General features: G+C 65.1%; 21 protein-coding genes and 1 tRNA gene. 14 read left to right on the top strand and 8 right to left on the bottom strand.

Annotation, left to right across the window (positions count from 1 at the left end):
* Positions 1–129: 129 nt before the first annotated feature.
* Positions 130–1182 carry an Obg family GTPase CgtA gene (gene cgtA / locus BKE09_RS05160; RefSeq protein ID WP_075675046.1) on the top strand — a complete coding sequence of 351 codons (1053 nt, stop codon included), beginning with the start codon at positions 130–132 and terminating at the stop codon, positions 1180–1182.
* A gap of 223 nt (positions 1183–1405) precedes the next feature.
* Here cgtA and rpsT read toward each other — a convergent pair whose 3' ends face one another.
* Entirely contained in the window at positions 1406–1675 is a 270-nt protein-coding gene (gene rpsT, locus BKE09_RS05155; protein WP_005408560.1) for a 30S ribosomal protein S20, read from the bottom strand.
* A 117-nt stretch (positions 1676–1792) separates the two neighbouring features.
* Here rpsT and murJ point away from each other — a divergent pair, with 117 nt between their 5' ends.
* From murJ to BKE09_RS05110, 9 genes are all read left to right on the top strand, one after another.
* Positions 1793–3397 carry a murein biosynthesis integral membrane protein MurJ gene (murJ, locus tag BKE09_RS05150; protein ID WP_075675045.1) on the top strand — a complete coding sequence of 535 codons (1605 nt, stop codon included), beginning with the start codon at positions 1793–1795 and terminating at the stop codon, positions 3395–3397.
* A gap of 75 nt (positions 3398–3472) precedes the next feature.
* The gene (locus tag BKE09_RS05145; RefSeq protein WP_075675044.1) at positions 3473–4420 is read left to right on the top strand and encodes a bifunctional riboflavin kinase/FAD synthetase; all 948 of its coding nucleotides are present in this window, start codon (positions 3473–3475) and stop codon (positions 4418–4420) included.
* A complete protein-coding gene (gene ileS, locus BKE09_RS05140; protein ID WP_075675043.1) occupies positions 4417–7248 on the top strand; it encodes an isoleucine--tRNA ligase in 2832 nt (943 codons plus the stop codon). Before BKE09_RS05145 ends, ileS begins: the two co-directional genes overlap by 4 nt.
* Positions 7248–7772 (top strand): signal peptidase II, encoded by a 525-nt coding sequence (gene lspA / locus BKE09_RS05135; protein WP_075675042.1) that lies wholly within the window; start codon positions 7248–7250, stop codon positions 7770–7772. Before ileS ends, lspA begins: the two co-directional genes overlap by 1 nt.
* Positions 7773–7799: 27 nt before the next feature.
* Positions 7800–8750: a 4-hydroxy-3-methylbut-2-enyl diphosphate reductase gene (gene ispH, locus BKE09_RS05130; RefSeq protein WP_075675041.1), complete on the top strand. Its 951-nt coding sequence runs from the start codon at positions 7800–7802 to the stop codon at positions 8748–8750.
* A 498-nt stretch (positions 8751–9248) separates the two neighbouring features.
* The gene (locus BKE09_RS23185; RefSeq protein ID WP_075675040.1) at positions 9249–9845 is read left to right on the top strand and encodes a hypothetical protein; all 597 of its coding nucleotides are present in this window, start codon (positions 9249–9251) and stop codon (positions 9843–9845) included.
* Positions 9826–10404: a hypothetical protein gene (locus BKE09_RS05120; RefSeq protein WP_075675039.1), complete on the top strand. Its 579-nt coding sequence runs from the start codon at positions 9826–9828 to the stop codon at positions 10402–10404. Before BKE09_RS23185 ends, BKE09_RS05120 begins: the two co-directional genes overlap by 20 nt.
* A gap of 160 nt (positions 10405–10564) precedes the next feature.
* A complete protein-coding gene (locus BKE09_RS05115; RefSeq protein ID WP_075675038.1) occupies positions 10565–12448 on the top strand; it encodes a M61 family metallopeptidase in 1884 nt (627 codons plus the stop codon).
* A complete protein-coding gene (locus BKE09_RS05110) occupies positions 12445–13110 on the top strand; it encodes a lysoplasmalogenase (protein ID WP_075675037.1) in 666 nt (221 codons plus the stop codon). The genes BKE09_RS05115 and BKE09_RS05110 overlap by 4 nt, the downstream gene beginning before the upstream one ends.
* Positions 13111–13192: 82 nt before the next feature.
* Here the strand turns inward: BKE09_RS05110 and BKE09_RS05105 are convergent, their stop codons facing one another.
* The 5 genes from BKE09_RS05105 to BKE09_RS05085 are packed head-to-tail and all read right to left on the bottom strand — an operon-like array spanning position 13193 to position 19219.
* Positions 13193–13912 carry a hypothetical protein gene (locus BKE09_RS05105; RefSeq protein WP_075675036.1) on the bottom strand — a complete coding sequence of 240 codons (720 nt, stop codon included), beginning with the start codon at positions 13910–13912 and terminating at the stop codon, positions 13193–13195.
* Complete coding sequence (locus BKE09_RS05100; RefSeq protein WP_075675035.1) at positions 13909–14865, bottom strand: hypothetical protein; 957 nt, start codon at positions 14863–14865, stop codon at positions 13909–13911. Before BKE09_RS05100 ends, BKE09_RS05105 begins: the two co-directional genes overlap by 4 nt.
* Positions 14866–14910: 45 nt before the next feature.
* Complete coding sequence (locus BKE09_RS05095; RefSeq protein ID WP_075675034.1) at positions 14911–17706, bottom strand: TonB-dependent receptor; 2796 nt, start codon at positions 17704–17706, stop codon at positions 14911–14913.
* 14 nt (positions 17707–17720) lie between these two features.
* A complete protein-coding gene (locus BKE09_RS05090) occupies positions 17721–18689 on the bottom strand; it encodes a FecR domain-containing protein (protein WP_075675033.1) in 969 nt (322 codons plus the stop codon).
* A complete protein-coding gene (locus BKE09_RS05085) occupies positions 18686–19219 on the bottom strand; it encodes a sigma-70 family RNA polymerase sigma factor (protein WP_014036388.1) in 534 nt (177 codons plus the stop codon). The genes BKE09_RS05090 and BKE09_RS05085 overlap by 4 nt, the downstream gene beginning before the upstream one ends.
* A gap of 232 nt (positions 19220–19451) precedes the next feature.
* Here BKE09_RS05085 and BKE09_RS05080 point away from each other — a divergent pair, with 232 nt between their 5' ends.
* The 4 genes from BKE09_RS05080 to BKE09_RS23180 all read left to right on the top strand — a co-directional run bounded on the left by BKE09_RS05080 (position 19452) and on the right by BKE09_RS23180 (position 24886).
* Positions 19452–22325, top strand: a complete 2874-nt coding sequence (locus BKE09_RS05080) for an autotransporter domain-containing protein (protein WP_075675032.1) — start codon at positions 19452–19454, stop codon at positions 22323–22325.
* 97 nt (positions 22326–22422) lie between these two features.
* The gene (locus BKE09_RS05075) at positions 22423–23427 is read left to right on the top strand and encodes a 2-hydroxyacid dehydrogenase (RefSeq protein ID WP_075675031.1); all 1005 of its coding nucleotides are present in this window, start codon (positions 22423–22425) and stop codon (positions 23425–23427) included.
* A 36-nt stretch (positions 23428–23463) separates the two neighbouring features.
* Positions 23464–23539, top strand: a tRNA-Thr gene (locus BKE09_RS05070).
* Between the two features lie 465 nt (positions 23540–24004).
* Positions 24005–24886, top strand: a complete 882-nt coding sequence (locus BKE09_RS23180; protein ID WP_139319618.1) for a hypothetical protein — start codon at positions 24005–24007, stop codon at positions 24884–24886.
* 161 nt (positions 24887–25047) lie between these two features.
* Here the strand turns inward: BKE09_RS23180 and BKE09_RS23175 are convergent, their stop codons facing one another.
* Positions 25048–25311 carry a hypothetical protein gene (locus BKE09_RS23175; RefSeq protein ID WP_139319617.1) on the bottom strand — a complete coding sequence of 88 codons (264 nt, stop codon included), beginning with the start codon at positions 25309–25311 and terminating at the stop codon, positions 25048–25050.
* 11 nt (positions 25312–25322) lie between these two features.
* Complete coding sequence (locus BKE09_RS23170) at positions 25323–25805, bottom strand: hypothetical protein (RefSeq protein WP_139319616.1); 483 nt, start codon at positions 25803–25805, stop codon at positions 25323–25325.
* Positions 25806–26777 lie beyond the last annotated feature (972 nt).

The raw sequence follows: 26777 nt of genomic DNA, 5'->3' as shown, positions 1-26777 counted from the left end.
GAGCCCCGCTTCGGCGGGGCTTTTCGTTAGAGTGGACGCAAGACCGGCCAGGCCGGGCTGCCGGCCATCGGCAGGCATAACATTCAAGGCGGCGGCCGGCAGGCCACGCCCATCGCAGGCATCGAAACAATGAAACTGGTAGACGAAGCAGAAATCGAAGTGTTCGCCGGCAACGGCGGCAACGGCTGCATTGGCTTCCGTCGCGAGAAGTTCATTCCGCTCGGCGGCCCGGACGGCGGCGACGGCGGTGCGGGCGGCAGCGTGTACATCCGCGCCGACGAAAACCTGAACACCCTGGTCGACTTCCGCCATGACCGCATCTTCAAGGCGCAGCGCGGCGAGAACGGCATGGGCCGCCAGGCTTATGGCAAGGGCGGCGAAGACCTGACCATCACCGTGCCGGTCGGCACCGTGGTCATCAACGTCGCCACCGATGAAGTCATCGGCGACCTGACCCAACATAACGACCGTCTGCTGGTGGCCCAGGGTGGCCGCGGCGGCCTGGGCAACATGCACTTCAAGAGCTCGACCAACCGCTCGCCGCGCCAGGCGCTGCCGGGCGAGCCAGGCGAAGAGCGCACGCTGAAGCTGGAGCTGAAGCTGCTGGCCGACGTCGGCCTGCTGGGCTTCCCCAACGCCGGCAAGAGCACCCTGATCCGTGCCGTTTCGGCGGCAACGCCGAAGGTGGCTGATTACCCGTTCACCACGCTGTACCCGAACCTGGGTGTGGTGAAGGTGGAAAACTACCGCAGCTTCGTGATCGCCGACATTCCGGGTCTGATCGAAGGCGCGGCGGACGGCGCCGGCCTTGGTGCGCAGTTCCTGCGCCACCTGCAGCGCACCCGCCTGTTGCTGCACCTGGTGGACATCTCGCCGATGGAAGGTGGCGTGGAAGGCATTTCGCCGGTCGAGCAGGTGCGTGCGATCGAGCGCGAGCTGGAAAAGCACGATCCGGAGCTGCTGAACAAGCCGCGCTGGCTGGTGCTGAACAAGGCCGACCTGATGTTCGAGGACGAGGCGCAGGCCGCAGCCGAGCAGATCGTCGCCGAGCTGGGCTGGAAGGAGCCGTGGTTCCTGGTCTCAGCGCTGGGTCGCGAAGGTACCTTCCCGATCATGAGCCGGATCATGGCCTTCTTCGATCGCCAGAAGGAAGATGAGCTGGAAGCCCGCAACGCGCAGTGATGCTGTTGTGGTTCCAAGCGAAAAGCCCGGCCTTGGCCGGGTTTTTTGTTGCCCGGTAGTGCCGGCCGCTGGCCGGCAGTTCGCTGGAGTTGCCGGCCAGCGGCCGGCACTACCGCATCGCGCGGTCCCTGTGGATCGCCAGGATCGCAGGCAACAAAAAACCCGGCCGGGGCCGGGCTTTTGTCTGCAGCCCAACCCCGAAGGGCAGGGCGGCAACGCCGGATCAGGCGGCCTTGAGGGCCTTGATGCGGTCGTTCAGGCGGCTCTTGTGGCGAGCAGCCTTGTTCTTGTGGATCAGGCCACGCGCGCTGAAGCGATCCAGGATCGGCTGGGCAACGGCGAAGGCGGCTTCGGCGCCGGCGGCATCGTTGGCGTCCAGCGCCTTGATCACTTTCTTGACAGCGGTGCGCAGCATCGAGCGCTGAGCCACGTTGCGCGCGTTGCGCACGACGGTCTGCTTGGCGCGCTTCTTGGCGGACTTGATATTGGCCACGGTGGTGGTTTCCTGAAAAAATCGGTGTTATGGGAACAGCAAGCTAGCTAGTATGATGGCCCGAGAAATGCACGTCAAGTCGATTGTCAAGAGGGACGCTGAGTGAGTTCACCGAAGATGTTGCGGGGCCTGCTGTCGTTCAGCAGCATGACCATGGTCTCGCGGGTGCTCGGACTTGTCCGGGATCAGGTGATCACTACCACGTTCGGCACCAATGCGGTTACCGATGCGTTCTGGGTTGCCTTCAGGATACCCAATTTCCTGCGCCGGTTGTTCGCGGAGGGGTCCTTCTCCACCGCCTTCGTGCCGGTGTTCACCGAGGTGAAGGAGACCCGCAGCCACGCCGAACTGCGCGAACTGATGGCTCGCACCGCGGGCACCCTGGGTGGGGTGCTGATGCTGGTCACCGCGCTGGCGCTGATCTTCGCGCCGCAGCTGGCGGTCGCATTCTCAAGTGGTGCTGATACCGACCCGGTCAAGCAGACCCTGCTGGTCGACCTGTTCCGCCTGACCTTCCCGTTCCTGCTGTTCGTCTCGCTCACCGCACTGGCCGGCGGTGCGCTCAACAGCTTCCAGCGCTTCGCGATGCCGGCGTTGACCCCGGTCATCCTCAACCTGTGCATGATCGCCGGTGCGCTGTGGCTGGCGCCGCGGTTGGGTGGCACTCCAGAGAAGCAGATCCTGGCGCTGGGCTGGGCGGTGCTGGCCGCCGGCCTCCTGCAGCTGCTGTTCCAGCTGCCCTCGCTGAAGGGCATCAACCTGCTGACCCTGCCGCGCTGGGGCTGGAGCCATCCGGGCGTGCGCAAGGTGCTGACGCTGATGGTGCCGACCCTGTTCGGTTCGTCGGTGGCGCAGATCAATCTGCTGCTGGATACCCTCATCGCCGCCAAGCTGCCCGACGGCTCGCAGTCGTGGCTGTCGCTGGCCGATCGCTTCCTGGAGCTGCCTCTGGGTGTGTTCGGCGTGGCGCTGGGCACGGTGATCCTGCCGGCGCTGGCCCGCCATCATGTCAGCACCGACCGCGAGGGCTTCTCGCGCTCGCTGGACTGGGGGCTGCGGATGACCCTGCTGATCTCGGTGCCGGCCATGCTGGGCCTGGTGTTGTTGGCCGAGCCGCTGATCGCAACCCTGTTCCAGTACCGCCAGTTCACCGCCTTCGATACCCGCATGACCGCGCTGTCGGTGTACGGCCTGAGCTTCGGCCTGCCGGCGTTCGCCCTGCTGAAGGTGGTGCTGCCGGCCTTCTACGCCCGCCAGGACACCAAGACCCCGGTGCGCGCCGGTGTGGCCGCACTGGTGGCGAACATGGTGTTCAACTTCGCCCTGCTGGCCGTGCTGTACCAGGTGATGGTGCCGGAGGAGCTGAAGGCACAGGGCGTGATGACGGCCATCGGCAAGCAGCCGGGCCTGCACCTGGCACTGGGCATCGCCAGTGCGCTGTCCAGTTACCTGAACCTGGGCCTGCTCTGGTACTGGCTGGGCAAGACCGACGTCTACCAGCGCCTGCCGGGCTGGGGCGGCTATCTGGCGCGGCTGGGGGTGGCCTGCTTGGCCATGGTCGGCGTGCTGCTGGCCCTGCTGCACTGGGTTCCCGACTTCACCGACATGGACAAATGGCACCGTATCGGTGGCCTGATGCTGCTGGTCGGCGGCGGTGGCGCGACCTATGCGGTGGCCATGCTGGCGATGGGCTTCCGCCCGCGCGACCTGCGCGGGCATTGATCGCGGCCCGTGGCGGCTATACTTCAGGGTTACACCATTGAAGCGGCGGCCCCGGTCGGGCCGGAACGAGAGTTGATGAGCAGGCTGTTCAGAAGCGTCGAGGGCGGGGAGCTGTTCCCCAACGGAAGCGTGGTCTGTATCGGTGCATTCGACGGCCTCCACCTGGGCCATCGTGCGCTGGTTCGCCACGCGGTTGCCCGCGCGCGCGCCTTGGGCGTGGCCGCAGTGGCCGTGGCGTTCGAGCCGCTGCCGCGTGAATTCTTCGCCCAGGGCACGCCGCCGCCGCGGCTGACCCTGGCGCGCAGCAAGGTCGAGATCCTGCGCGAGCTGGGCGTCGATGCGATCGGCCTGCTGCGTTTCGACGCGGCGATGGCGGCGATGCCGGCCGAGACTTTCGTGCGCCAGTTGCTGGTGCACCGGCTGGGCGCCCGCGAAGTGTGGATCGGACCGGAGTTCTGCTTCGGCAACCGCCGCCGCGGCGACCTGGCCCTGCTGCAGGAGATGGGCGCCGAGCTGGGCTTCAGCGCGGGCGAGATCGAAGCGGTCGACCTGCATGGCGAGCGCATTTCCAGCACCCGTATCCGCCAGCTGTTGCAGGACGGTGATTTCACCCGTGCCGGCGACCTGCTCGGCCGTCCGTACGCGATCAGCGGGCGCGTGGTGCGCGGGCGCCAGCTCGGCCGTACGCTGGGCTTCCCCACCGCCAACCTGCGGTTCCCGAAGACCCCGGCGCTGTCGGGCATCTATGCAACCTGGGTGCACGGCGTGTTCGACCAGCCGTGGCCTTCGGTGTCCAGTTTCGGCACCCGGCCGACCGTGGAGGGCGTGGAGCCACTGCTGGAAGCCCACCTGTTCGATTTCCAGGGCGACCTGTACGGGCGCCACATCGACGTGGAGTTCGTCGCCAAGCTGCGCGACGAAGAAAAATTCAATGATCTGGCGGCCCTGACCGACCAGATGCACCGCGACGCCGAACAGGCGCGCGCCATCCTTTCCGAACATAGATTGCGAGCCACTGCGTGAGCCAGGACTACAAGACCACCCTGAACCTGCCAGCCACCGAATTCCCGATGCGCGGCGATCTGCCCAAGCGCGAGCCGGGCATTCTGGCGCGGTGGGAAGAGCAGGGGCTCTACCAGCAGCTGCGCGACAACGCCGCCGGCCGCCCGCTGTTCGTGCTGCATGACGGCCCGCCGTACGCCAACGGCCGCATCCACCTGGGCCACGCGGTCAACAAGATCCTGAAGGACATCATCGTCAAGTCGCGCTACCTGGCCGGCTTCGATGCGCCCTACGTGCCGGGCTGGGATTGCCATGGCCTGCCGATCGAGATCGCGGTGGAAAAGAAGTGGGGCAAGGTGGGCGTGAAGCTCGACGCCGTCGAGTTCCGCCAGAAGTGCCGCGAGTTCGCCGAAGAGCAGATCAACATCCAGCGCGTGGACTTCAAGCGCCTGGGCGTGACCGGTGACTGGGACAACCCGTACAAGACCCTGAGCTTCGACTTCGAAGCCAACGAGATCCGTGCGCTGGCCAAGATCGTGGCCAACGGTCACCTGGTGCGCGGCGCCAAGCCGGTGTACTGGTGCTTCGACTGCGGTTCGGCGCTGGCCGAGGCGGAGATCGAGTACCACGAAAAGGAATCGCCGGCGATCGACGTGGCCTACGCCGCGCGTGACGCGCAGGCCATCGGCCAGGCGTTCGGCGTGAGCGTGCCGGCTGACGTCGAGGTGGCGGTGCCGATCTGGACCACCACCCCGTGGACGCTGCCGGCCTCGCTGGCGGTGTCGCTGGGTGCGGAGATCAACTATGTGCTGGCCGAAGGCCCGGCCCACAACGGCAAGCGCCGTTGGCTGGTGCTGGCCGCGGCCCTGGCCGAGCGCGCGCTGCAGCGCTATGGCGTGGACGAGGTGGTGCTGCACGGTGAAACCACCGGTGCGGCGCTGGAAAACCAGCTGCTGGCGCATCCGTTCTACCCGGAGCGCGAGATCCTGGTGCTCAACGGCGACCATGTGTCCGACGAGGACGGTACCGGTGCGGTGCACACCGCCCCCGGCCACGGCCAGGAAGACTTCGTGGTCAGCCAGAAGTACGGCCTGCTGGACAAGTACAACGCCGGCCAGATCACCCCGATCGACGGCCGTGGCGTATACCTGGAATCGACCCCGCCGGCCGGTGACGTGGTGCTGGCTGGCCAACATCTATGGCAGGCGCAGGAGGCCATCGTCGGCGTGCTGCGTGACAACGGTGCGCTGCTGGCCTTCCATCCGATCCGCCACAGCTACCCGCACTGCTGGCGTCACAAGAAGCCGGTGGTGTTCCGCGCCACCCCGCAGTGGTTCATCTCGATGGACAAGGCCAATCTGCGCAACGATGCGCTGGCCGCCATCGACACCGTCGGCTGGTTCCCGAGCTGGGGCAAGGCGCGCATCCAGAGCATGGTCGATGGTCGCCCGGACTGGACGATCTCGCGCCAGCGCACCTGGGGCGTGCCGATCGCACTGTTCACCCATCGCCAGACCGGCGAGATTCACCCGCGTTCGGTGGAGCTGATGCAGCAGGTCGCCGACCGTGTCGAAGCCGAGGGCATCGACGTGTGGTACTCGCTGGATGCCGCCGAACTGCTGGGCGCCGAAGCGGCCGACTACGAGAAGGTCACCGACATCCTCGACGTCTGGTTCGATTCGGGCGTGACCCATGAGGGCGTGCTTGCCGCGCGTGGCTTCGGCAAGCCGGCCGACCTGTACCTGGAAGGTTCCGACCAGCATCGCGGCTGGTTCCAGTCCTCGCTGCTGACCGGCGTGGCGATCGACAAGCGCGCGCCGTACAAGCAATGCCTGACCCACGGCTTCACCGTGGACGAGCAGGGCCGCAAGATGTCCAAGTCGCTGGGCAACGGCATCGAGCCGCAGGACATCATGAACAAGCTGGGCGCGGACATCCTGCGCCTGTGGATTGCCTCGGCCGACTACAGCAACGAGATGTCGCTGTCGCAGGAGATCCTCAAGCGCAATGCCGACGCCTACCGTCGCCTGCGCAACACCGCGCGCTTCCTGCTCGGCAACCTGGACGGTTTCGATCCGGCCCAGCACCTGCAGCCGCTCGACCAGATGGTCGCGCTGGACCGCTGGATCGTGCATCGCGCGTGGGAGCTGCAGGAGAAGATCAAGGCGGCCTACGACGGCTACAACATGGCCGAGATCGTGCAGCTGCTGCTGAACTTCTGCAGCGTGGACCTGGGCTCGCTGTACCTGGACGTGACCAAGGATCGCCTGTACACGATGCCGACCGATTCGCATGGTCGCCGTTCGGCACAGAGCGCGATGTACCACATCGCCGAAGCGTTCACCCGCTGGGTCGCGCCGATCCTGACCTTCACCGCCGACGAGCTGTGGGGCTACCTGCCGGGCGAGCATGCCGGCCACGTGCTGTTCACCACCTGGTATGACGGCCTTGCGCCGCTGCCGGCCGATGCCCAGCTCAACGCCGCTGACTTCGACCAGCTGCTGGCCGTGCGCGAGCAGGTCGCCAAGGTGCTCGAGCCGATGCGTGCCAACGGCGCCATCGGTGCCGCGCTGGAAGCGGAAATCACCATCGCCGCCAGCGAAGAGCAGGCCGCGCGCTGGCAGCCGCTGGCCGATGAACTGCGTTTCCTGTTCATCAGCGGCGACGTGCAGGTGCGCCCGGCGACCACCGACGAGGTGTTCGTCAGCGCCCAGCCGACCACCAAGGCCAAGTGCGTGCGCTGCTGGCACCACCGCGCCGATGTCGGCAGCAACGCCGACCATCCGGAACTGTGCGGCCGCTGCGTGAGCAACGTCACCGGCGCCGGCGAACTGCGGAGCTGGTTCTGATGAGCGCCGCACGTCCGCATCCGAACGCCCTGGTCTGGCTGCTGCTGTCGGCCGCCATCATCGGCCTGGACCAGTGGTCCAAGGCCTGGGTGCTGTCGAGCCTGCCGGAGTTCCAGCCGGTGGTGGTCATCGACGGCTTCTGGAACTGGTACCGCACCTACAACACCGGTGCGGCGTTCAGTTTCCTGAGCGACGCCGGTGGCTGGCAGAAGTACTTCTTCACCGCACTGGCGATCGCCATCAGCGGCCTGATGGCCTGGTGGCTGCGCGGCACCGCCCGCGGCAACTGGAAGGCCGCGGTGCCGTATGCGCTGATCATCGGCGGTGCCATCGGCAACGTGATCGACCGCCAGGTGCACGGCCACGTGGTCGATTTCATCCAGTGGTACGTGGGCAGCTACACCTGGCCCTCGTTCAACATCGCCGACTCGGCCATCGTGGTGGGTGCCATCGGCATCGCCCTGTTTGGCCTGTTCGACGGCAAGTCCGCCAAAAAGGCGGATAATGCCAACCCGAAACCGTAAGCCGGCCGCTGCCGGGAGATTGAACTGATGGATGTGCTGCTCGCCAACCCGCGTGGTTTCTGTGCCGGTGTCGATCGTGCGATCGAGATCGTCAAGCGCGCGATCGAAACGCTGGGCGCGCCCATCTACGTCCGCCATGAAGTGGTGCACAACCGCTTCGTGGTCGACGACCTGAAGCAGCGCGGCGCGATCTTCGTCGAGGAACTCGACGAGGTACCGGACAACAACACGGTGATCTTCAGCGCGCATGGCGTGTCCCAGGCGGTGCGCCAGGAAGCCGAGCGCCGTGGCCTGAAGGTGTTCGACGCCACCTGTCCGCTGGTGACCAAGGTCCACTTCGAAGTCGCCCGCCACTGCCGTGCCGGCCGTGACGTGGTGCTGATCGGCCATGCCGGTCACCCGGAAGTGGAAGGCACCATGGGCCAGTGGAACCGCGAAGCCGGTACCGGCCAGATCTACCTGGTCGAAGATGTGGAGCAGGTCGCCACGCTGGTGATCAACCAGCCGGAAAACTTCGCCTACACCACCCAGACCACGCTGTCGGTGGACGACACGCGCGGCATCATCGATGCACTGCGCGAGCGTTTCCCGGCGATGCAGGGCCCGAAGAACGACGACATCTGCTACGCCACGCAGAACCGCCAGGACGCCGTGCGCGACCTGGCCAAGCGCTGCGACCTGGTGCTGGTGGTCGGCTCGCCGAACAGCTCCAACTCCAACCGCTTGAGCGAGCTGGCCCGTCGTGAGGGCGTTGAGTCGTACCTGATCGACGGCGCGCACGAGATCGACCCGCAGTGGGTGGCCGGCAAGCAGCATATCGGCGTGACCGCCGGCGCCTCTGCGCCTCAGGTGCTGGTCGATGGTGTGCTCGCGCGCCTGGCCGAGCTGGGCGCCACCGGCGTGGGCGAGCTGGACGGCGAACCGGAATCGATGGTGTTCGCGCTGCCGAAGGAACTGCGCCTGCGCCTGGTCGACTGACCGGAGAAGGCCTCATCCACGCATGGCGTGGATTTACTGCCCCCGGTCTGGTGTATTCCTGCAGCGCGAGCGCATCTCACCAAGTAGATCCACGCCATGCGTGGATCGGCTCTCCACTCATGACCTTCGGCCGCGGGGGCGCACGCGCTCCAAGCCTGGCAGCGGTGCCGTCGCTGGAGCCTTCCTGATGAAGACACGTATCCTTGCGCCGCTCACTGTTGGCTGAACAGGACGAGCATGGTGATGTGAATGTACCCCACTGTGATGCGTGGCCGCATCGGCTGTCTCACCCGAGAGCGGTCGTTCTGCAAGCATGTGGCGCCTGGTCTCAAGTCCGTAGCCGTTGCCCTCTTACGCCGGAAAGTTCCAAGGCTTTCTCGTTTCAGGTGTGATCGGGAGTGGATAACGGAGTCTCTAGGAGTTTTCCTATAGAGCGAAAGGATCATTAGCGCCAGGATTTGAGTCGGATCGCTGTGATCCGAGGAACGGGGCTAGAGAATGGTATGGAAATACCTGATTTTGATCTTCTCACTTCTCTATCCCGCCTACGCGAAGGCGCAAACCTATCCTGTAACTGGCTTAGGCCAGTGCGTAGACTTCATCTCAGCTGCATCCACAACACTTACCTCGCAGATCCAGGCTCATGCGGGCGTCAGGGCGTATGGCCTCCCCCCCAGCTATGACCCGCTTACTGCGAAAATACTGGTCCCGCCGTACTCCTGTGATAGCTTTGATCTGCCCGGGCTCTACAAGACGGTAGGCTATCTCAGTCATGAGATTGGTCATCATGTGGCCGGTGTTCCCAATATTGATGCTCCGATCACCAAGGCCCAGTACGTTGAAAGGAATTGTGTGTGGGAGGCCAAGGCCGTTGTCAATAACGCTGTCGTGAGTGATCAGATTCGAGGATTTTCAGAAGGAACCGTTGAGATTCCGCTGATTTCCGAGAATTCCGCTACGCTATGGGACATGTGGTCAAGTGGTGCTTCGCTTGTGGATATTGGCAAGGCATTCTGTGACAACAACCATGTCGCATCGGGGAAAACCTATACCAAGCAGCATGAGGACTACCACGATGCCAACTATCCTTGGTGATTTCGTGAGAGTGCCCCTGAAAGCACTACTCATCTTGTCCGCGGTCATTCCCCTCGCAGCGATTGCGGCGACACCTCCTTCTCAAATGTGGAGTGCCGTCTCAAGAGAGTCCCAACTGGCAGCACTGGACTACATCGAGAGGCTGGAGGTGGCGCGAAATGCTGGGCCGCAGGCCGCCGCCGATGCAGTGGGTATTAAGAATGGCTTCCGCGCGGACTCCGCTTCGGCTTCCGGCATCGCCCGCAGTTTCGGTGGTATCGAGCTTGTGACCCAACTTGAACAGCGATCCGGCCAGGTAACGATCATCGTGAAGGCGTCGGGCGGATGCATCGAGCGGGATGTTGCCAAGGCCAGACTGCTCCTCGGAAAGATCGTATGGGCGCCGTTGGCCGATTCCCCCGCGCCGGTGTTTGGTTATGCACACTTCCAGGGCGGCTCCGCATCGACAGTGTTTTTCGATGCGACCGGCTCCAAATGCTTGACCGGTGTGAGGATCGAAGATCCGACGAGATTGAAGGGGGCCATTGAGGCGGCTTACAAAGAAGGCGCATCAAACTAGACTTTCCTTCCGGGTGGCTTGCCAGGCCGATGATCGGTCTGGCAAGCAGGCTCCCTGATGGATGTGCGTAGACAGTTCTCTCGGCCATGACCTTCGGCCATGGGGCCACACGCGCGACAGGCCTAGCATCGGTACCTCTATCGTTGTTGGAACCTGCCCGATGAAGACCCGAGCCCTGGCGATGTCATTGCTGTTTGCGCTGGCGGCCACGCCTGCACTGGCGCAGACCTCGCCACCGGCGAACGCGGCGGCTCCCGGCCTGCTGCGCATCGATGTGGACGCGCGCGATCTGGCCCGGCGCATCTTCAAGGTGACGGCCACCGTACCGGCCAAGCCCGGCCCGATGACCCTGCTGTACCCGCAGTGGATTCCCGGCAACCATTCGCCCACCGGCCCGATCGACAAGCTGGCCGGTCTGCGCGTGACCGCCAACGGCAAGCCGCTGGCCTGGCAGCGTGACCAGTACAACGTCTATGCGTTCAAGGTGGACGTGCCCGAGGGCGTGAGCGAGATCGTCGCCCACGTCGACTTCCTGTCCTCGCAGGGCGGCAGCCAGGGCCGGGTGGTGATGACCCCGGAGATGCTCAACCTGCAGTGGAACGCCAACTCGCTGTACCCGGCCGGGGTGGATGCACGCAACCTGCAGGCGCAGGCCAGCGTGACCCTGCCCAAGGGCTGGTCGTTCGCCACTGCGCTGGAGACCGCGCGCCGCGATGGCGATACCGTGGTGTTCAAGCCGATCTCGTATGACCATCTGGTCGATTCGCCGTTGTTTGCCGGCGAGCATTACCAGCGCATCGATCTCGATCCGGGCGCGAAGGTGCCGGTACACCTCAATGTGTTCGCCGACGAGGCCAAGTCGCTGAAGCCGAGCGAGGCGCAGATCACCATGCACCGCGCGCTGGTGCAGCAGGCCGACAAGCTCTACGGTGCGCGTCACTACAACCACTATGAATTCCTGCTGGCGTTGACCGATCGCCTCGGCGGCATCGGCCTGGAGCATCACCGTTCCAGCGAGAACAGCGCCGACCCGGGGTACTTCACCGAGTGGGACAGCAATGCATGGATGCGCGATCTGCTGCCGCACGAGTACACCCATTCCTGGAATGGCAAATACCGTCGCGGCGCCGATCTGGCCACCGCCAACTTCAACACGCCGATGGGCGACAGCCTGCTGTGGGTCTACGAAGGCCAGACCCAGTTCTGGGGCCAGGTGCTGGCGGCGCGCTCGGGGCTGTGGTCGACGGCGCAGGCGCGCGACATGCTGGCCAATGTGGCCGCGACCTATGACCGTGGCCGCCCGGGCCTGGCCTGGCGGCCGCTGCAGGACACCACCAACGACCCGACCATCGCCCAGCGCCGCACGTTGCCCTACCGCAACTACCAGATGAGCGAGGACTACTACTCCGGCGGCCAGATGCTGTGGCTGGAAGTGGAGGGCAAGCTGCGCGAACTGAGCGGCAACCGTCGCAGCCTGGATGACTTCGCACGTGCGTTCTTCGGGGTCGGCAACGGCGACTGGGACGTCAACCCCTATACCTTCGACGACGTGGTCGCGACCTTGAACGGCATCGCGCCGTACGACTGGGCGACGTTCCTGCGCGGTCGCCTGGACGGCCATGGTTCGTTGACCGGAGGCCTGGAACTGGCGGGCTGGAAGCTGGCCTACCGCGATACTCCGAACGACGCCTACAAGGCGCAGGAAAAGCGCGCGAAGGCGGCGCTGCTGGCGTACTCGCTGGGCGCGACCGTGCTCGACAGCGGCGTGGTTGGCGACGTGATCTGGGACAGCCCGGCGTTCAATGCCGGCCTGGCGCCGGGCATGAAGGTGATCGCGGTCAGCGGCCGCGAGTACAGCAGCCAGCGCTTGAAGGATGCAGTAGCCACGGCGGCGAACGACAAGGCGCCGATCGTGCTGCTGGTGAAGCAGTTCGACCGCATCGAAACGATGAACATCGACTATCACGGTGGCCTGCAGTATCCGGTGCTGGAGCGCATCGCCGGCAAGCCTGACCGCCTTGCGGACCTGTGGAAGGCACGATGACGCCGCGCGCCCGCGATGGCCTGATCCTGCTGATAGCGATCCTCGCCATCATCGGCGCGTTCCTGCACGGCGACGGGCGCTGGCTGCATTGGCTGGCCAAGCCGGCCACCACGCTGCTGATCGCCGCCATCGCCTGGCGGGTGCGTGATCCCGCGCAGCCGTTCTACCGTCGCGCGGTGCTGGCCGGCATGCTGCTGTCGTGCGTGGGTGACATCGCGCTGATGCTGCCGATGGACGCGTTCGTACCGGGGCTGGTGGCGTTCCTGCTGGCGCACCTCTGCTACATCGTCGCCTTCCGCGATGGCCTGCGTGCCGGGCGCGGCCTGCTCGCCGCCAGCGTCCTGCTCGGCGCGTTCGCAGTACTCAATGTACTTGGCCTGTGGCCGCACCTGCCCGCACCGATGCGTATTCCGGTGCTGGCGTACGTGGTGGTGCTGGCCTCGATGGCGGTACTGGCACTGGCACGGCAGTGGCGCCGGCCACCGCCCGGTGCGGTGGAAGCCAGCAGTACACGCTGGGCGGCCGCCGGTGCGCTGCTGTTCGTCGCCAGCGATTCGCTGCTGGCCTGGGACCGCTTCGCCGGCGGCCTGCCGCTGGCCAGCCTGCTGGTGCTGTCCACCTACTACGGCGCGCAGTACGCCATCGCCCGCTCGGTGAAATAGCAAAAGGGGACGGAGGGGATTAAGTCGCAGACGGCACCAAGGCACAAACGACTTAATCCCCTCCGTCCCCTTTTTGTGTTGACTATCGGTGGCTCGTGCTGCGCAGGGCACCCTGTGCGTCGAACGAGAGGCGTGCGGACTGGCGGTCAACGGCGACTTCGTCCGGCAGCCAGACCAGAGTGCCACCCTTGCGCACGATCACATAGACGTGACCGACTTCACCCGGTGTGCCCATCAAGGCGTTGCGCTGTGACTGCAGCGCCTGGGCGACGCGTGGCACCGCCTCGAAATCGATGTTGGCCAGCGCTGTGCTGCTGCGGCGCAGGGTGATGGTGGGGGCGAAGCGTTGCGGATCGACCGGGGCGCCCTTGCGCCACTGGCCGCGCTCGAAGTGGTAGCTGTCCACGCGCGAGGGGTGCTGCGGATCGACCAGGTCCAGGTTGATGCGGCCATCATCGTAGAAGTGGATGCTGTGGAACACCGTCAACCGATGCCCGGCCAGTGCCGGCAGTTCTTCGAGTGCCTGGCGTGCGGCCAGCAGATGGTCGGCATCGAACAGGCGATTGCTGCGCGCGGGAATCGGCGCGGGCTGCGGTCCGGCAGCCACAGTGACGCCGGGCGCAAGCGATGCGGGCTGCTCGCGCGGCGGCTGCGACGAAACGAATGGCGGCAACCGATCGGCCTGCACCGAATGGCCCAGCGTTTCGCCCAGCGTCTGCAGTGCCCCCCCTGCCACGGCCACGCCCGCCAGAACCAGCAGCAGTACCAGGAACACGGTGCGGGTCGAGGGCGGCTGCTTCATATACCCTCCAAGCGCACGTTACCGCGATCTTCCGGGTGGTACAGCAGCGTGACCTGCTCGCGGGGAAGGTTGGCCAGCTCGATCAACGGGATGAAACGGCGCACGCTCACCTGCTGTACGCCGCCTTCGCGGTCGATGTACTCCAGCTGGAATTCCACCTGCGGCTGTTCGTTGAGGTAGGTTCCGGTCTGGCGCAGCTTCAGCACCTTCGCCTCCACGCCGATGCCGCGATACTTCAGCGCGTCACCGCGGGCATCGGCCTGCAGCACGCGACCCAGCAGGCGCAGGCCCAGCGCATAGCCGCACAACACCAGCGGACACACCAGCAGCGGATGGCCGAGGGACAGGAAGGTCCAGCCCAGGCCCTCGCTCTGCAGCCGGTAGGCAAACACGTAGGTGCTGGCAACCGCCACGATGCCGATCGCCGCGCCGACGCCGCGGCGCCAGAGGCTGGCGACATCCAGTTCCGGCTGGGCGCCCTCCAGCACCACATTGGGGAACGCGCCCGGCATCCGGCTCAGGCGAACCTCGATACGCTTGCCGGCAACGAAGCGCTGCAATTGTGGCTTGCTGTCCACCACCAGCATCTGTTCGTTGATCGGCGTGCCTGACAGGTTCTGGAAGCCCAGCTGCAGCGTCCACTGCGCGAAGCCGCGCACGTGCACGCCGGTCTGCTCGGCCTGTTCGATCAACGCATCACGCGGCTCGCCGTCGGCCAGGATCGAGCGCACCCGATGCAGGGCGCGCGGTGGGCCGAGCAGCAGGTAGTGCAGGAAGGCGAGCAGCAATGCGAGCCACAGGGCCAGCGACAGGGCGAGCAGCAGCAGGGCAAGCCATGGCGCGCTGCGGTCGGCCAGTTGCACCGGCCACGATGTGCCGAAGTAGAGGATGCAGGGGAAGGGCAACGCGAAGAACAGCAGGAACGCGCCCCAGAACCAGAGATAGGCCTTCATGGGGTGGTGGGGGACCGATGGAACAGGGCGCGTAGGGTACTACGCTCAGCGGATCTGCAGGGTCAGCAGGAAGTAGCGGCCGAGCGGGTCGTCCAGCCCCGGCATCTGGCCGCCATTGCCGACCAGGTAGTTCACTGGTTGTGTGTCGAGCACGTTGTGCACGTCCAGTGCGGCGACCACGCGCGGCCCCAGCCGCCGTGCGAGATGCAGGTTCCAGCGCAGCTGCCGCGGGTTCATGCAATGGTTCTGCTCGCGCTGCTCCTCCGGGCATTCCGCGCCGGGCAGCCAGGCACGCGTGCGCCCCACCTGGTTGCCGCGCAGGGCGATGTCCCAGTTGCTGTTCTGCCACTGCACGTTGAGCACGGCAGCCATCGTCGGCGTGACATGGCCGCGCAGGTCCACCGTTGCATCATGGCCACGTTCGCGGCGCAGCTCCTGCTGCTTCAGCGCATCGAGCGAGAACAGCCATTGGCCGGTGCTGCCGGTGTCGATGTGGTACTCCCCGCGCAGCACCCAGTTGCGCGAGGTGGTGCGGCCGATGTTGTCGAAGGACAGGCGCAGGCTGCTCAGGTGGCCGTCCTCGTCCAGCTCCCAGGTGCCGGGGTTCCACACCGCGTCGGTCGGTTGCAGGGCCAGGATCTCGTTGCGCAGTTCGACGATGTTGTGGGTGAGTGACAGCGAGAACGTGTCGGTCGGCGTCCAGGTGGCGGCCAGGGAATGACTGAGCGACCGCTCGGCCTTCAGCGCATCGTTCTCCACCACGTCCACGGTGACGCTGCAGCGTCCGTTGCCGGTGCTCTGCGCGCAGTCGGGCAGTGCGCTGGAGGCGGGCAGTTCGATCGCGCCGAAGTAGCCCGGTGGTCGCCGCTGCTCGAACAGGCTGGGCGCACGGTAGCCGCGCCCGCTGGCAAGCAGGAATGACCACTGCGGCGTGGGGCTCCAGCGCAGGCCCACACGGGGCGAGAAGGCCTGGTAGTCGCCATCGCGGTCCCAGCGTGCTGCCAGGTCCATGCGCAGCGTGTGCGCCAGGGGCAGGCCGAGTTCGGCGTAGGCGCCGCCACTGCGGCGCGCCAGGTGGCGCTGCTCCTGCGGCAGGCCCAGCGCCAGGTCACCCTGGCTCAGCAGTGCGTCGGGATGCGAGGTCCAGCGTTCCTGGCGCAGGTCGATGCCGGCGGCCAGCTGTGCGTGGCCGCCGGCCAGCGGCATCAACTCGCGCTGCATGCCCCACCAGCCCTGCCATTGTTCAGTGCGGCCACGGTTGCGGATCGACGGGAACAACTGCTCGGCCGCGCCTGCCGGCAGCGACGTGAAGCCGGGCAGGAAGTCCAGCGTCTCCGCCGCACGCAGCAGTGGTTCGGCGCGCACGGTGCCCGACGTGGACAGGGTGACATCGCTGCGTTGTGCACTGATGCCGGCATCCCAGCTGCGCCGGCCCTGGTCACGGCCGATGCCGAAGGTGACGTCAGCGTCGGTGGCGCGTACATGCGGGCGCACGTTGCCGGCTTCGCGCAGCACGCTGTTGAAGGTGAACCCATACAGGCCGATGGCAACGGCGGTCGGGCCAAGGTCGAAGCGCTGCCGGTTGTGGCTGGCCCGCGCCTCGGCGTAGGCATAGCGACCTTCGCCGCGTTCATGCCGGTAGCGCAGGTAGGCCGAGGCGGTGTCCGAAGCCGGTTGCAGCGAACGCGGGCGTGCGCTGTCGAACCAGCAGGCACCATCGCGCCGTTTCAAGGGCCCTTCGCAGCGTTTTGCTGGCCAGTAGCGTCCATCGCGGAACGCGCCGATCAGGTACTGCGAGGTTTCCGCATGCCATTGGCGGCGATCACCGGCCACGTGGTCGATGCGGTGCAGGTCGATGCCGGCGAACCAGCGGTCCCCTCCGTCGCGCACGCCACCGGTGGCCGCCTGCACGCGATACTGGCCGGCGTCACCGCGCCCGCTCAGGCCGGTCTGCAGCATGGCTTCGGGGCCGTCGGCCTGGTCGCGCAGGATGATGTTGACCACGCCGGACATCGCGTCGGCACCATAGATGGCCGAGGCGCCGCCACGCACCAGTTCGATGCGTTCGACGAAGCTGAGCGGGATGCCCCCAAGATTGGTGAGCCCACCCTGTTCCAGCGACACCATGGGATAGCGTGGCAGGCGCCGGCCATTGACCAGGAACAAGGTCGCGCGCGGGCCCATGCCGTCCAGGCTGGTGGTGGTGGCCGCACCCACCGGCAGGTACTGCGAATCGCCGCTGCGCGAGGTGCTCATCGCCGGGTGGCCGTTCATGCCCGGCAAGTGCCGCAGCAGGTCGAACAGGCTGCCGTAGCCGCTGCGCAGGATGTCATCGCGGTCGATGATGGTGACCGGCAGCGTGGTCTGCACGGAGGTGCGTGGCAGCCGGCTGCCGGTGACATGGATCGGCGCCAGTTCCACCTGCGGTGGAGCGTCGGCGGCCTTGTGTGGCGGAGGTGCTGCGGGCGTGGCGCGTGCCGTGACCGACGTCGGCGATGGCGGCGCGGGGTGGGTGCGGCGGACGACGAATCCGCCAGCAGGCGTACGCAGGATGTTCACCGGCATGCCGGCAACCAGTTCCTTCAGGGCCGCGGCCGCATCGCGGTGACCATGGGTGCCGGCCGTGCGCAGGCCATCCAGCTCACGCGCATCGAACAGCAGGGCAATGCCGCTCTGTCGCGCCCATTGCTGCAGGGCCGGTGCCAGCGGGCCCGAACCAACATCGACCTCCAGGGTGCCGGCCTGCTCGGCCGCACCGGCAGACGGCAGCGCGGGGATGCTCAGCGCGAGGCAGAACAGGGTGCGGAGCAGCCCCCCCTGCAGCGCGCCCGGTACTGCCATCACCGCAGGCCTCCTCAGTACGTGCGGCGCAGTTCCAGCGCGCCATCCGGTCGCGTCTGGCCAGCCACCGACCAACCCAGTTCCAGTGCCGACAGCAGTTCCTGCGCGTCGCCGGCACGGAAGGTGCCACTCACCGCCAGGTTGGCGATCTCCGGATCGGCGATCACCAGCGGCGTGCGGCCGTAGCGGTTCATGCGTTCGACCACGATCGACAGCGGCGTGGCATCGAACACCAGCTGTCCCTGCAGCCAGCCTTCAGCGGCGGTATTGGACGACAGCGCCGGGCCGGGCTGGATGCGGCCCGACGGCAGCACCTGCAGTTGCTGGCCGGGCGCCAGGGTGTGCTGGGTTCCGCCATTGCTGACCTCGACCGCGCCTTCCAGCAGCGCGACTTCGACCAGGCCGTCGTGCAGGCGTTCCACCTGGAAGGTGGTGCCGATGTCGCGGATGGTGCTGTCGCCGGCGCGCAGCTGCAGCGCCTTGCCCGACGGCGCAACCTGCAGCTGCACGCGTCCACGTTCCAGTACCAGGTTGCGGTGGCGCCAACCGAAACGGGCGTGCAGGGTGGTGCCGGCATCCAGCGTCGCTACGCTGCCATCGGCCAGCGTCTGTTGCCGCGGCTGGTAGGAATCGTTGGCATAACGCAGCGGCGCGGGGTTGCCGTCGACCGCCACCATCCAGCCGATCCCGATGGCCAGGCAGACGCCTGCGGCAGCGCCCAGCGCCGGCAGCCAGCGGCGCCGCACCGGCCGCGCCACGCGTGCCGCGGCAGTGCGCAGCCACGGGTCGGCGGCCAGTTCCTCGCCCTGCTGGAACAGCGTCTCGGCCTGGATCCAGGCGGTGACATGCGCCGGGTCTTCGGCCAGCCAGTCCTCGAACGTCTCGCGCTCGGCCGGCGTACAGTCCGCAGCTTCCAGCCGCGCCACCCAGGTGCTGGCACGTTCGAACAGCTGGGTGTCTTCCCTGGGCCTGGCGTGACTCATCCGTTGTCCCTGTCGTTGTGCAGCGGATCCGATCCGAGTTCCTGGCGCAGGCCCTGCAGGGCGCGGGCGATATGTTTTTCCACGGTCTTGGCAGTAATTCCACAGTGCCGCGCGATCTGCGTATAGCTCATGCCGGTGATCCGGTTGAGCAGGTACACCTCGCGCGCGCGCTCGGGCAGCTTGAACAGGGCCTGCCGCAGCAGGGACAGCATCTGCCCGGACTCGGCCTGGCGCAATGGATCGGGCGACGTGCTGGAAGGCTCGTTGCCGCCATCATGCTCGGCCAGGGACAGATGCGGCCGCGACTGCGACGATCGGCCGCGGTCTGCCAGGCGGTTGCGGGCGATACGATACAGCAGCAGCCGCAGCTCGTCGGCACTGTGCGCGCGATAGCGGATCAGCCGCTCCATGCAGTCCTGCGCGATGTCCTCTGCATCTTCCGGCCCAACGCCGCGCGTGCGCAGGAACGCACACAACGGCGCGCGTTCCTCCCGCACGAACGCAATGAACGCGTCCGCCGGCGCGGACAGGTCCGGCGCGCGATGGATCAGAGGAGAGGGGGCGGACAGGGCTGGCCTCGGACGTCGGTGGCGGGTACGTCTTCGAGTTTTACGCGACGATGACCGGATGGGGAAGAGTGTGCGTGACCCACGATTCCATTGTGAATGCGTTCATGTTTCGAGGGCCGGTGCACTGGGGGAGAGCACACCGTCCGGACGTTGAACTTTCGACCCGTGCGTTGCGGGTGGAGAGAGAGAACACATGAAGCATTCGAAGTTGAGCCTGACCCTGGCGGGGCTGCTGGGCATCACCGCCATGGCGGCGGTTGATGACGTCATGGCAATGAATTATCACGTGCAGGGCGATCGCGTCTTCCTCAGCGGCGGCGTAACCGTTGCCGATGTGGTGGCGCTGCCCGCATTGCTGGCCAAGGCGCAGGCCGAAGGCCGTCCGATCCGCGAAGTCGTGCTGCGCACGTCCAACGGTGGCGCGCTGATCGCCGGTGAGTGGCTGCAGGCGATGATCCGCACCCAGGGCCTGGACACCATCGTGTCCGGCCACTGCATTTCGTCCTGCTCGATCATGCAGTCCGGCGGCGTCAACCGTTATCTCGGCGGCGACCTGCCGGTGGTCGATTCGGTGCAGATCCATGCTGCCAGCAGTGGTGGCAGGATCACCTACGCACCGTCGCCGCGCATGACCCAGATCTACACCGGCAACTATGGCGGCGGCATGGATGCCGGCCTGTTGCACAAGGCCATGTACGAAGTGGTGGCGCCCAACGGCCTGCTGGTGTTCCGCGACCCGGCGCGCACCACGGGTACGTCGGTTACCTTCGATCCGGATGGCAGCGGCAGCAAGCTGGAGTCATTCCCGGGCCAGGACATCCGCAGCAACAACATCATCAACACGGCAGGCTACCGCGATCCGGGCGACACCCTGGCCGTCACCAGCAACGTCAGCGGCGACATCAATCCGGGCTACCTGCGCACCGCGCGCCAGCTGCAGGCCTTCGTCGACGATGATTTCGCGCGCTGGAACACCGACTGGGCCAGCACCTACATCAACTACGCGGTGAGCCTGTACAACTTCTCCACGCGCGGGGCGAACGGCATCGGCGCGCAGTCGTTGCAGCAGCTGCTTGCCGACCCCGACCTGCAGGATGAACTGCGCGGCCAGCTGCGGCTGGCCGATCTGGATGTCTCGACCCTGGCCAACTCCGCCGGCGTGATCCGTGTCAGCAATGGCGCCACCTGGCGCACCGCCGAAACCACCGGCGCCGATTTCATGCTGGTCGACAACGGCACCATCGCACTGGAGGGCGGTGCGCTGCGCACCCCCGAGCTGCGGGTGATGCCGGGCAGCGTCGTGGTCGGTCACGGCGATATCGCATCGGTGGGCATCGATACCGATGCGCTGCTGGATGGCACCGGCCCCTCCTGGCGCGAGGACGGCTTCAACCGCCTGCGCGTGTTCGGCACGCTGATGCCGCGCGGCGGTGATCTGGTGACCCACGGCTACGTCAACATCATGCCCGGCGGCCAGCTGCTGTTCGACGTTACCGAGGCCGGTGGCACCGGCAGTGGCCGCCTGCGCGTCGGCACTTTCTACGATGACGGCGCCGAGGAGGGTGCGCTGGTGATCGCGCAGGGTGCGCACCTGGCGTTGAACGTGGCCCAGGGCTTCTATGCCGGTGCCTACCGCCGCGACCTGGTGGAAGGGCCGATCTACCAGGGCGGCTTCCAGGATGTCGTGCGGCTGGGGGATACCGGCTACAGCGCCAGCATCACCGGCGGTGAAGTGTTCCGCCCGCGCCACAATTCGCTGCTCAGCTTCAACGTCAACCAGACGGCCGACGGCCTGTGGCTGACCGCCAACCCGGGCTTCGACCAGCTGGGGCTGTTTGCCAACGGCACCTCCGGCGATGGACTGGGTCGCGCGCTGGCAGCCGCTTCGGACCGCCAGGACAGCGGCCTGAAGTCGCTGCTCGGCGCGCTGCAGTTCACCGACCGCGATGTGATCGCACAGCAGGCCGGCGCCCTGCGCGGTGATGCCCATGCCAGCCTGCGCCTGGCCGACAACGCACTGCTGGGCAGCATCGGCAACGTGGTGCAGCAGCACCAGGCGGCGATGCGCAGTGGTGGCGATGCCGATGGACTGGCTTCGCAGGCGGCGCAGTCGGTCTCGGCGCAGCCGGGCATGCGTCATGGCAGCCTGTTCAACCAGCTGGCCATGCATCTGGTCGAGCCGGCGGGCGAGGGTGCTGGCGACAGCCGCGCGGCGGGTGGCAGCCGTGGCCTGTGGGCGCGCGGTTTCGCCAGCCATGGCCGCATCGACGCCGACGGTGGCGTGGCCGGCCTGAGCCACAACATCGGCGGCATCGTGGTCGGTGCCGACACCCGCGTGGCCGATGACCGCGTCACCCTGGGTGTCAGCGTGGCCGCGGCCGACATGTCGACCAAGGCCAGCGATGGCTCCGGTTTCAGTGGCGACGTGCGCGCGCTGGATGTGGGCGGCTACCTGGATGCGACCTATTCGCGGGGCTACCTGTCGGCGGCCGTGCGCTACACCGATCTGCGCCATGACACCCGCCGCAACCTCTCCGCCATCGAGGGCCTGCAGCAGCCGCTGCGTGCCCGGTACAGCAACGATGCGATCTCGGCGCGGGTCGAACATGCGTTCTCCTTCACCACCGGCAAGGGGCTGGTGATCCAGCCGCTGCTGCCTGTGGTGGACTACGCACGGACCTCGGCCACCCGCTTCAACGAAGGGCAGGGCGCCGGTGCGCTGGTCGGTCGCAGCGGCAGCCTGGAGAGCATCCGCGTTGGTGCCGGCCTGCAGTTGTTCAAGACCTTCGAGGGCAACAACGGCGAGCGCATCACCCCGCGTGCCCGTGTGGTCTGGCAGAAGGAGCTGGGCGATTCGCAGGCGCGCTACAGCACTGGTTTCGCTGCGGCCCCGGACCTGGTGTTTGGTGCCAGCAGCCAGGCTGTGGGCGAGCAGGTGCTGGCCTGGAACGTGGGCGTGACCAGTCGCGCCAGCGAGCGCCTGTCGATCATGGCCGACTACGTGGGTGAGCGCCGCGACGGTCAGATCCAGAATGGCGTGATGCTGGGCCTGGGCTACCGGTTCTAAGTGGTACGCGGCCCCGGCGATATCCGTATCGCCGGGGCCATCCCATCAGGGCAGGTGCTGCGGTATGGTCGGCAGGGAACTCCAGCCAGGCCCCGTCATGCAGATCGCCGTTTTCAGTGCCCGCCCCTACGATCGTCGCTTCCTCGACGAGGCCAACCAGCGCGATGCGGCCGGACAGGGCTTTGCATTCGTGTACTTCGATGCCGCGCTGGACGTGCATACCGCTGCGTTGGCACAGGACTGCGCCGCCGTCTGCGTGTTCGTCAATGACCGCCTCGACGCGCCGGTTCTGCGCGCGCTGCATGCGTTGGGCGTGCGCGCCATCCTGCTGCGCTGCGCCGGCTTCAACAATGTGGACCTGGCAGCCGCGAAAGCGCTGGACCTGTTCGTCGCACGGGTGCCGGCCTATTCCCCCGAAGCCGTGGCCGAGCACGCGCTGGCGCTGGTGATGACGCTCAACCGGCAGACCCATCGCGCCTACAACCGCGTGCGCGAGGGCAACTTCATGCTCGATGGCCTGCTCGGACGCACCTTGTATGGGCGCACCGTCGGCATCGTTGGCACCGGCAAGATCGGGCTGGCCACCGCGCGCATCTTCAAGGGCATGGGCTGCACCGTGCTGGGGCACGACCCGTACCCGTCGCCGGCCTTCGCTGGCGTGGGCGACATGGTTGGACTGGACGAACTGCTGGCGCGCGCCGACATCGTCTCGCTGCATTGCCCGCTGACGCCCGATACCCAGCACCTGATCAATGACGCCTCGCTGGCGCGGATGAAGACCGGCGCGATGCTGGTCAACACCTCGCGCGGCGCGCTGGTGGATACCCATGCGGTGATCCGCGCGCTGAAGTCGCGGCGGCTCGGCCACCTGGCCATTGATGTCTACGAGCAGGAAAGCGCGTTGTTCTTCCAGGACCTGTCCGGCGAGATCATCGACGACGAGGCCTTCCAGCGCCTGATGACCTTCCCCAACGTACTGGTGGCCGGCCACCAGGGCTTCTTCACCGTGGAGGCGCTGCAGGAGATCTCGGCGATCACGCTGGGGAACCTGCGGGATTTTGCGGAGGGGCGGGTGTGTGCGAACCGGGTAGGGGCGGATTGACCAGCGGGGTGGGCTGCCCGTAAAATCGCCTGCTCAGCCGGAATAGCTCAGTTGGTAGAGCGGCGCATTCGTAATGCGTAGGTCGCAGGTTCGACTCCTGTTTCCGGCACCAGTTGTAGAAAAGCCCCGGCCCAGGTCGGGGCTTTTTTTGTGCCCCGGTAGTGCCGGCCGCTGGCCGGCAACCCGTAGAGCCAGCCTGGAGTTTTCGAATCGCGCGACCTACTCGTCCCGCCGGCTTCCCAGACGTATCTCCTCGCGCTGTTTCTGGCCAGAAAAGCGCAGCCGGCCATTCATACGATATGAGTGCCCAGCCTTGCTTCAAGGTCCTTTCAGGGGTTGAAGGGACGTGCAGGCTCGGGGGAACTGCAGGCGGTGTGTCCACCTACTTCGGGAGAGGCGAGGATTGAATTCGGAAGCCCGACTTCCAAAGTGCTTAAGTTCGAACATCGTCGGCCCCCGACACGATAGCTTGACGACATGAAGCTTGACGCTTCGATGTATAGCAGCGAATGCAGCAACGCGCGGCATCAATCCCCTAGACTCCGCTCAGTCACCAGATGACACGAGGAAGGAGCAAATGGGATACGAGTTGTGGACATCGCCGGTCACGGGCTATCGCCGTCGCGGCACACGCTTGAGTGATTTCAACGAAGTCTTCGGCCGCAGAATACTTGCGGTTGATATCTGTGAACCGCTGAAATGCTGCGCTGCTGGGGCACCTGTCGATGAAATACGCGCCGAGCTCGAGCGGCTTGATTTTACGGTCGCCGGTGTGAGGGAGTACGAAGGTGGTCCAGTGATCGGATTCGTGGAAAGCTCTGCCCTAGAGTTTGGCGATGTTAGGGATCATCTTCGAGATCTATCAGAGGTCAGTGTAATTCCGCAATCCATGGATGTTGTCGCAGTACTGGGAATGCTGTTGCATAGACCATTTGTATATGTGGCGGGTGACGCTGGAGTGGAGGCAATTCTCACCTGGGCGGATATCAATAAACCCATGGTTCGGGTCTATATGTTTGGCTTGATATCACTCCTTGAGATGCATTTGAGTTTCTGGATTTTCAAAGAATTCAGTGGTGTTGGATGGAATTCTATGCTTTCCGATGGAAGAATCGAAGCTGCCGAAAAGGTTCAAAGAAAACGTCGCGCGGAAGGTCAAGAGCTCGCATTAATCCAATGCCTTCAGCTATGTGATAAGCGAGACCTTGTCCTGCGTTCGGCTAAGATAATGGGTCATTTGGGGTTGAACTCAAGGAGGTCGGGAGAGAAGCTCTTTAAGAGCATCGAGACACTTAGAAACTCACTGGCTCATAGTCAGTACGATCTGGTTAGTGATGGGTCATGGGTGCAATTGTTGGGTTTGGTGGAGCAGATACAAAGAGTAGTGCAGCTATCTGACATTCAGGTTGAGAATGACGCTATGGAGAGTTCCGCTGAATTTTCCGGGCTTCTCTGGTGATCGCTTGCCAACTTCGATCGGAGGGCGTATCCCAAGGTCAGTCGGCTCATGGACAAGAAATTGTTTGGCGTAACCCCGTTGCTATTTTCGCGGTTCCTAACCCTTGCAAGGAATGATAATTTTCTACAGGGGTAGCTTACATGGTGAGTGGCGAGAGGTGACTAAAGCGCTTGTAACAGTGTTGCCAGTGCGGCTAGGCACGCCGCGATTGCACCAACTTTTGCCCAGCTAGCTGACTGGACTGCCGATTTGGCGATTTGCGCTGAAAGGCTTTGCTGACGCATTGTTTCAACATGGGTCAACCATTCTTCTACCCACTGGTCTTCGGGGGCTGAGTAGCCACCCATGGAATGCTTGCGCCGGACGAACATTTCGTCCATTGCTTCTAGCTCTTCCCAGAGTTCCTTTTGATCTTTCGCGCTCATTATTTTTCCCTTCATTCAGTGAGGTCTGGCGCGGCGCCGATTTCTGTCGCGCGCTGAAAAAGTCCTGTGTACTGGATTTCGCTTATCCATTTCTTCGTTCGTAGCACTTGAGCAATCCTGTAGGGATTGAGAAGAAGGATGTATTGCATAGGTCCCGCCGGTCCGCCGCGATAGTCAATGAATCCCAGGTCTTTGAGTACGCGGATATGTTCCCGCCAAGTGCTCACGCTTCGCTCGCCAACGTATCCTGTTTCAGAAGCAGCGGTCATCTCGTTATCAATGCGCACTAGACCTTCACCAAATACGCGGCACCAAAGCGTCAGGTAGGTTCTGCCTGCTGGGACGGACTTGGTTCCAACTTGCTTCGATGCATCGCCGATCATATTCATAAGAATTGGCATCGTGCGCGGGATTGGAGAGAAGCCCTTCTTCTTCTTGTCACCTACTAGCCAAAGTTCATCGTCGCCCACATCTGGCCAGAGATGCTTGCGCATCGCCACTGCGTCTTCTCGAGCTTTGCTTATACGCTTGTTTACTTGTGCCCGATTCAGCGGTGCAGGAGGGGGCGGTGCAATTGCGATGGGTATAGGTAGAACGGTATTGGGGGGTGTGCTTTGGATGGCGGGAACCGGGGGAGTCGGGGGAGTCGGGGGAGCCGGGGAAGATTCGGGCATGGTCTGTGCTGTCACGGCTTGGGAGTCCTAGGGCATCTCGTTGATGCAAAGTTTCTCCCAATTGCCCCGAGTCCGCCACGATTGTGATTCTGAGATCCGCATGTGGGTGACATGCTATCCGCTAATTACACATCCCAATTGGTGCCAGGCATATCAACTGGGATTCTCAGTTCGTAATGATGCAGGTCAGTTATGATGAAAGATCCTTAATAATCAGTGACTTGCGGCGAATCTTCGGTGTTCGCACGTATCGCGTATTCGCGGTCGTCGCTGGTCTTCACGGTTGTCGTGGATTGGAAAGGGGCCGTTGGGGCCTGGGCCGAAGGCTTCAATGACTAGCCTGGGCTCTGATGGGGCGTCGATTTGCGGCAGGCACGCGTCCAAGCGCTGCCTCGCACCGTCTCCTGAGTCGACCTAGTCGCTGTTTCCGGGCGGGCTGCCTCATACCACCCGAACTCACTCAACGCATCGTGCGGTAATTTGAGCCCAAAGGGCCGGCGAACGACCCATCACGGTTAGGTCCATGGCCTGCTATATCTCCCAGGCACAAAAGTGCCTTGGATGAAGCGCGCGAAGAGGCTTGGCAAGCTGTTGCTGAGTGCCTTGGTCGGGATTGTCAGTGTTTGCGAGGTCCAAGCTTGCTAGGTAGGTGATCTAGGTACTCCGGGACGCGCACTTCAAATCTCTGCGCCATTGCGGAGATCAAGCTTGGTCGCTAGGTGGTGGATCGCATTCGGTTAGGGTTCCCGTGGGTGCTCCGCTGCCAGCTCATTGAGATTGACGTGCCAGTAG

It is taken from the genome of Stenotrophomonas sp. TD3 (genome assembly GCF_001939825.1).
Classification (GTDB): domain Bacteria; phylum Pseudomonadota; class Gammaproteobacteria; order Xanthomonadales; family Xanthomonadaceae; genus Stenotrophomonas.
The sequence above is the reverse complement of the archived record's forward strand: the minus strand, read 5'-3'. Positions and strand labels throughout refer to the sequence as shown.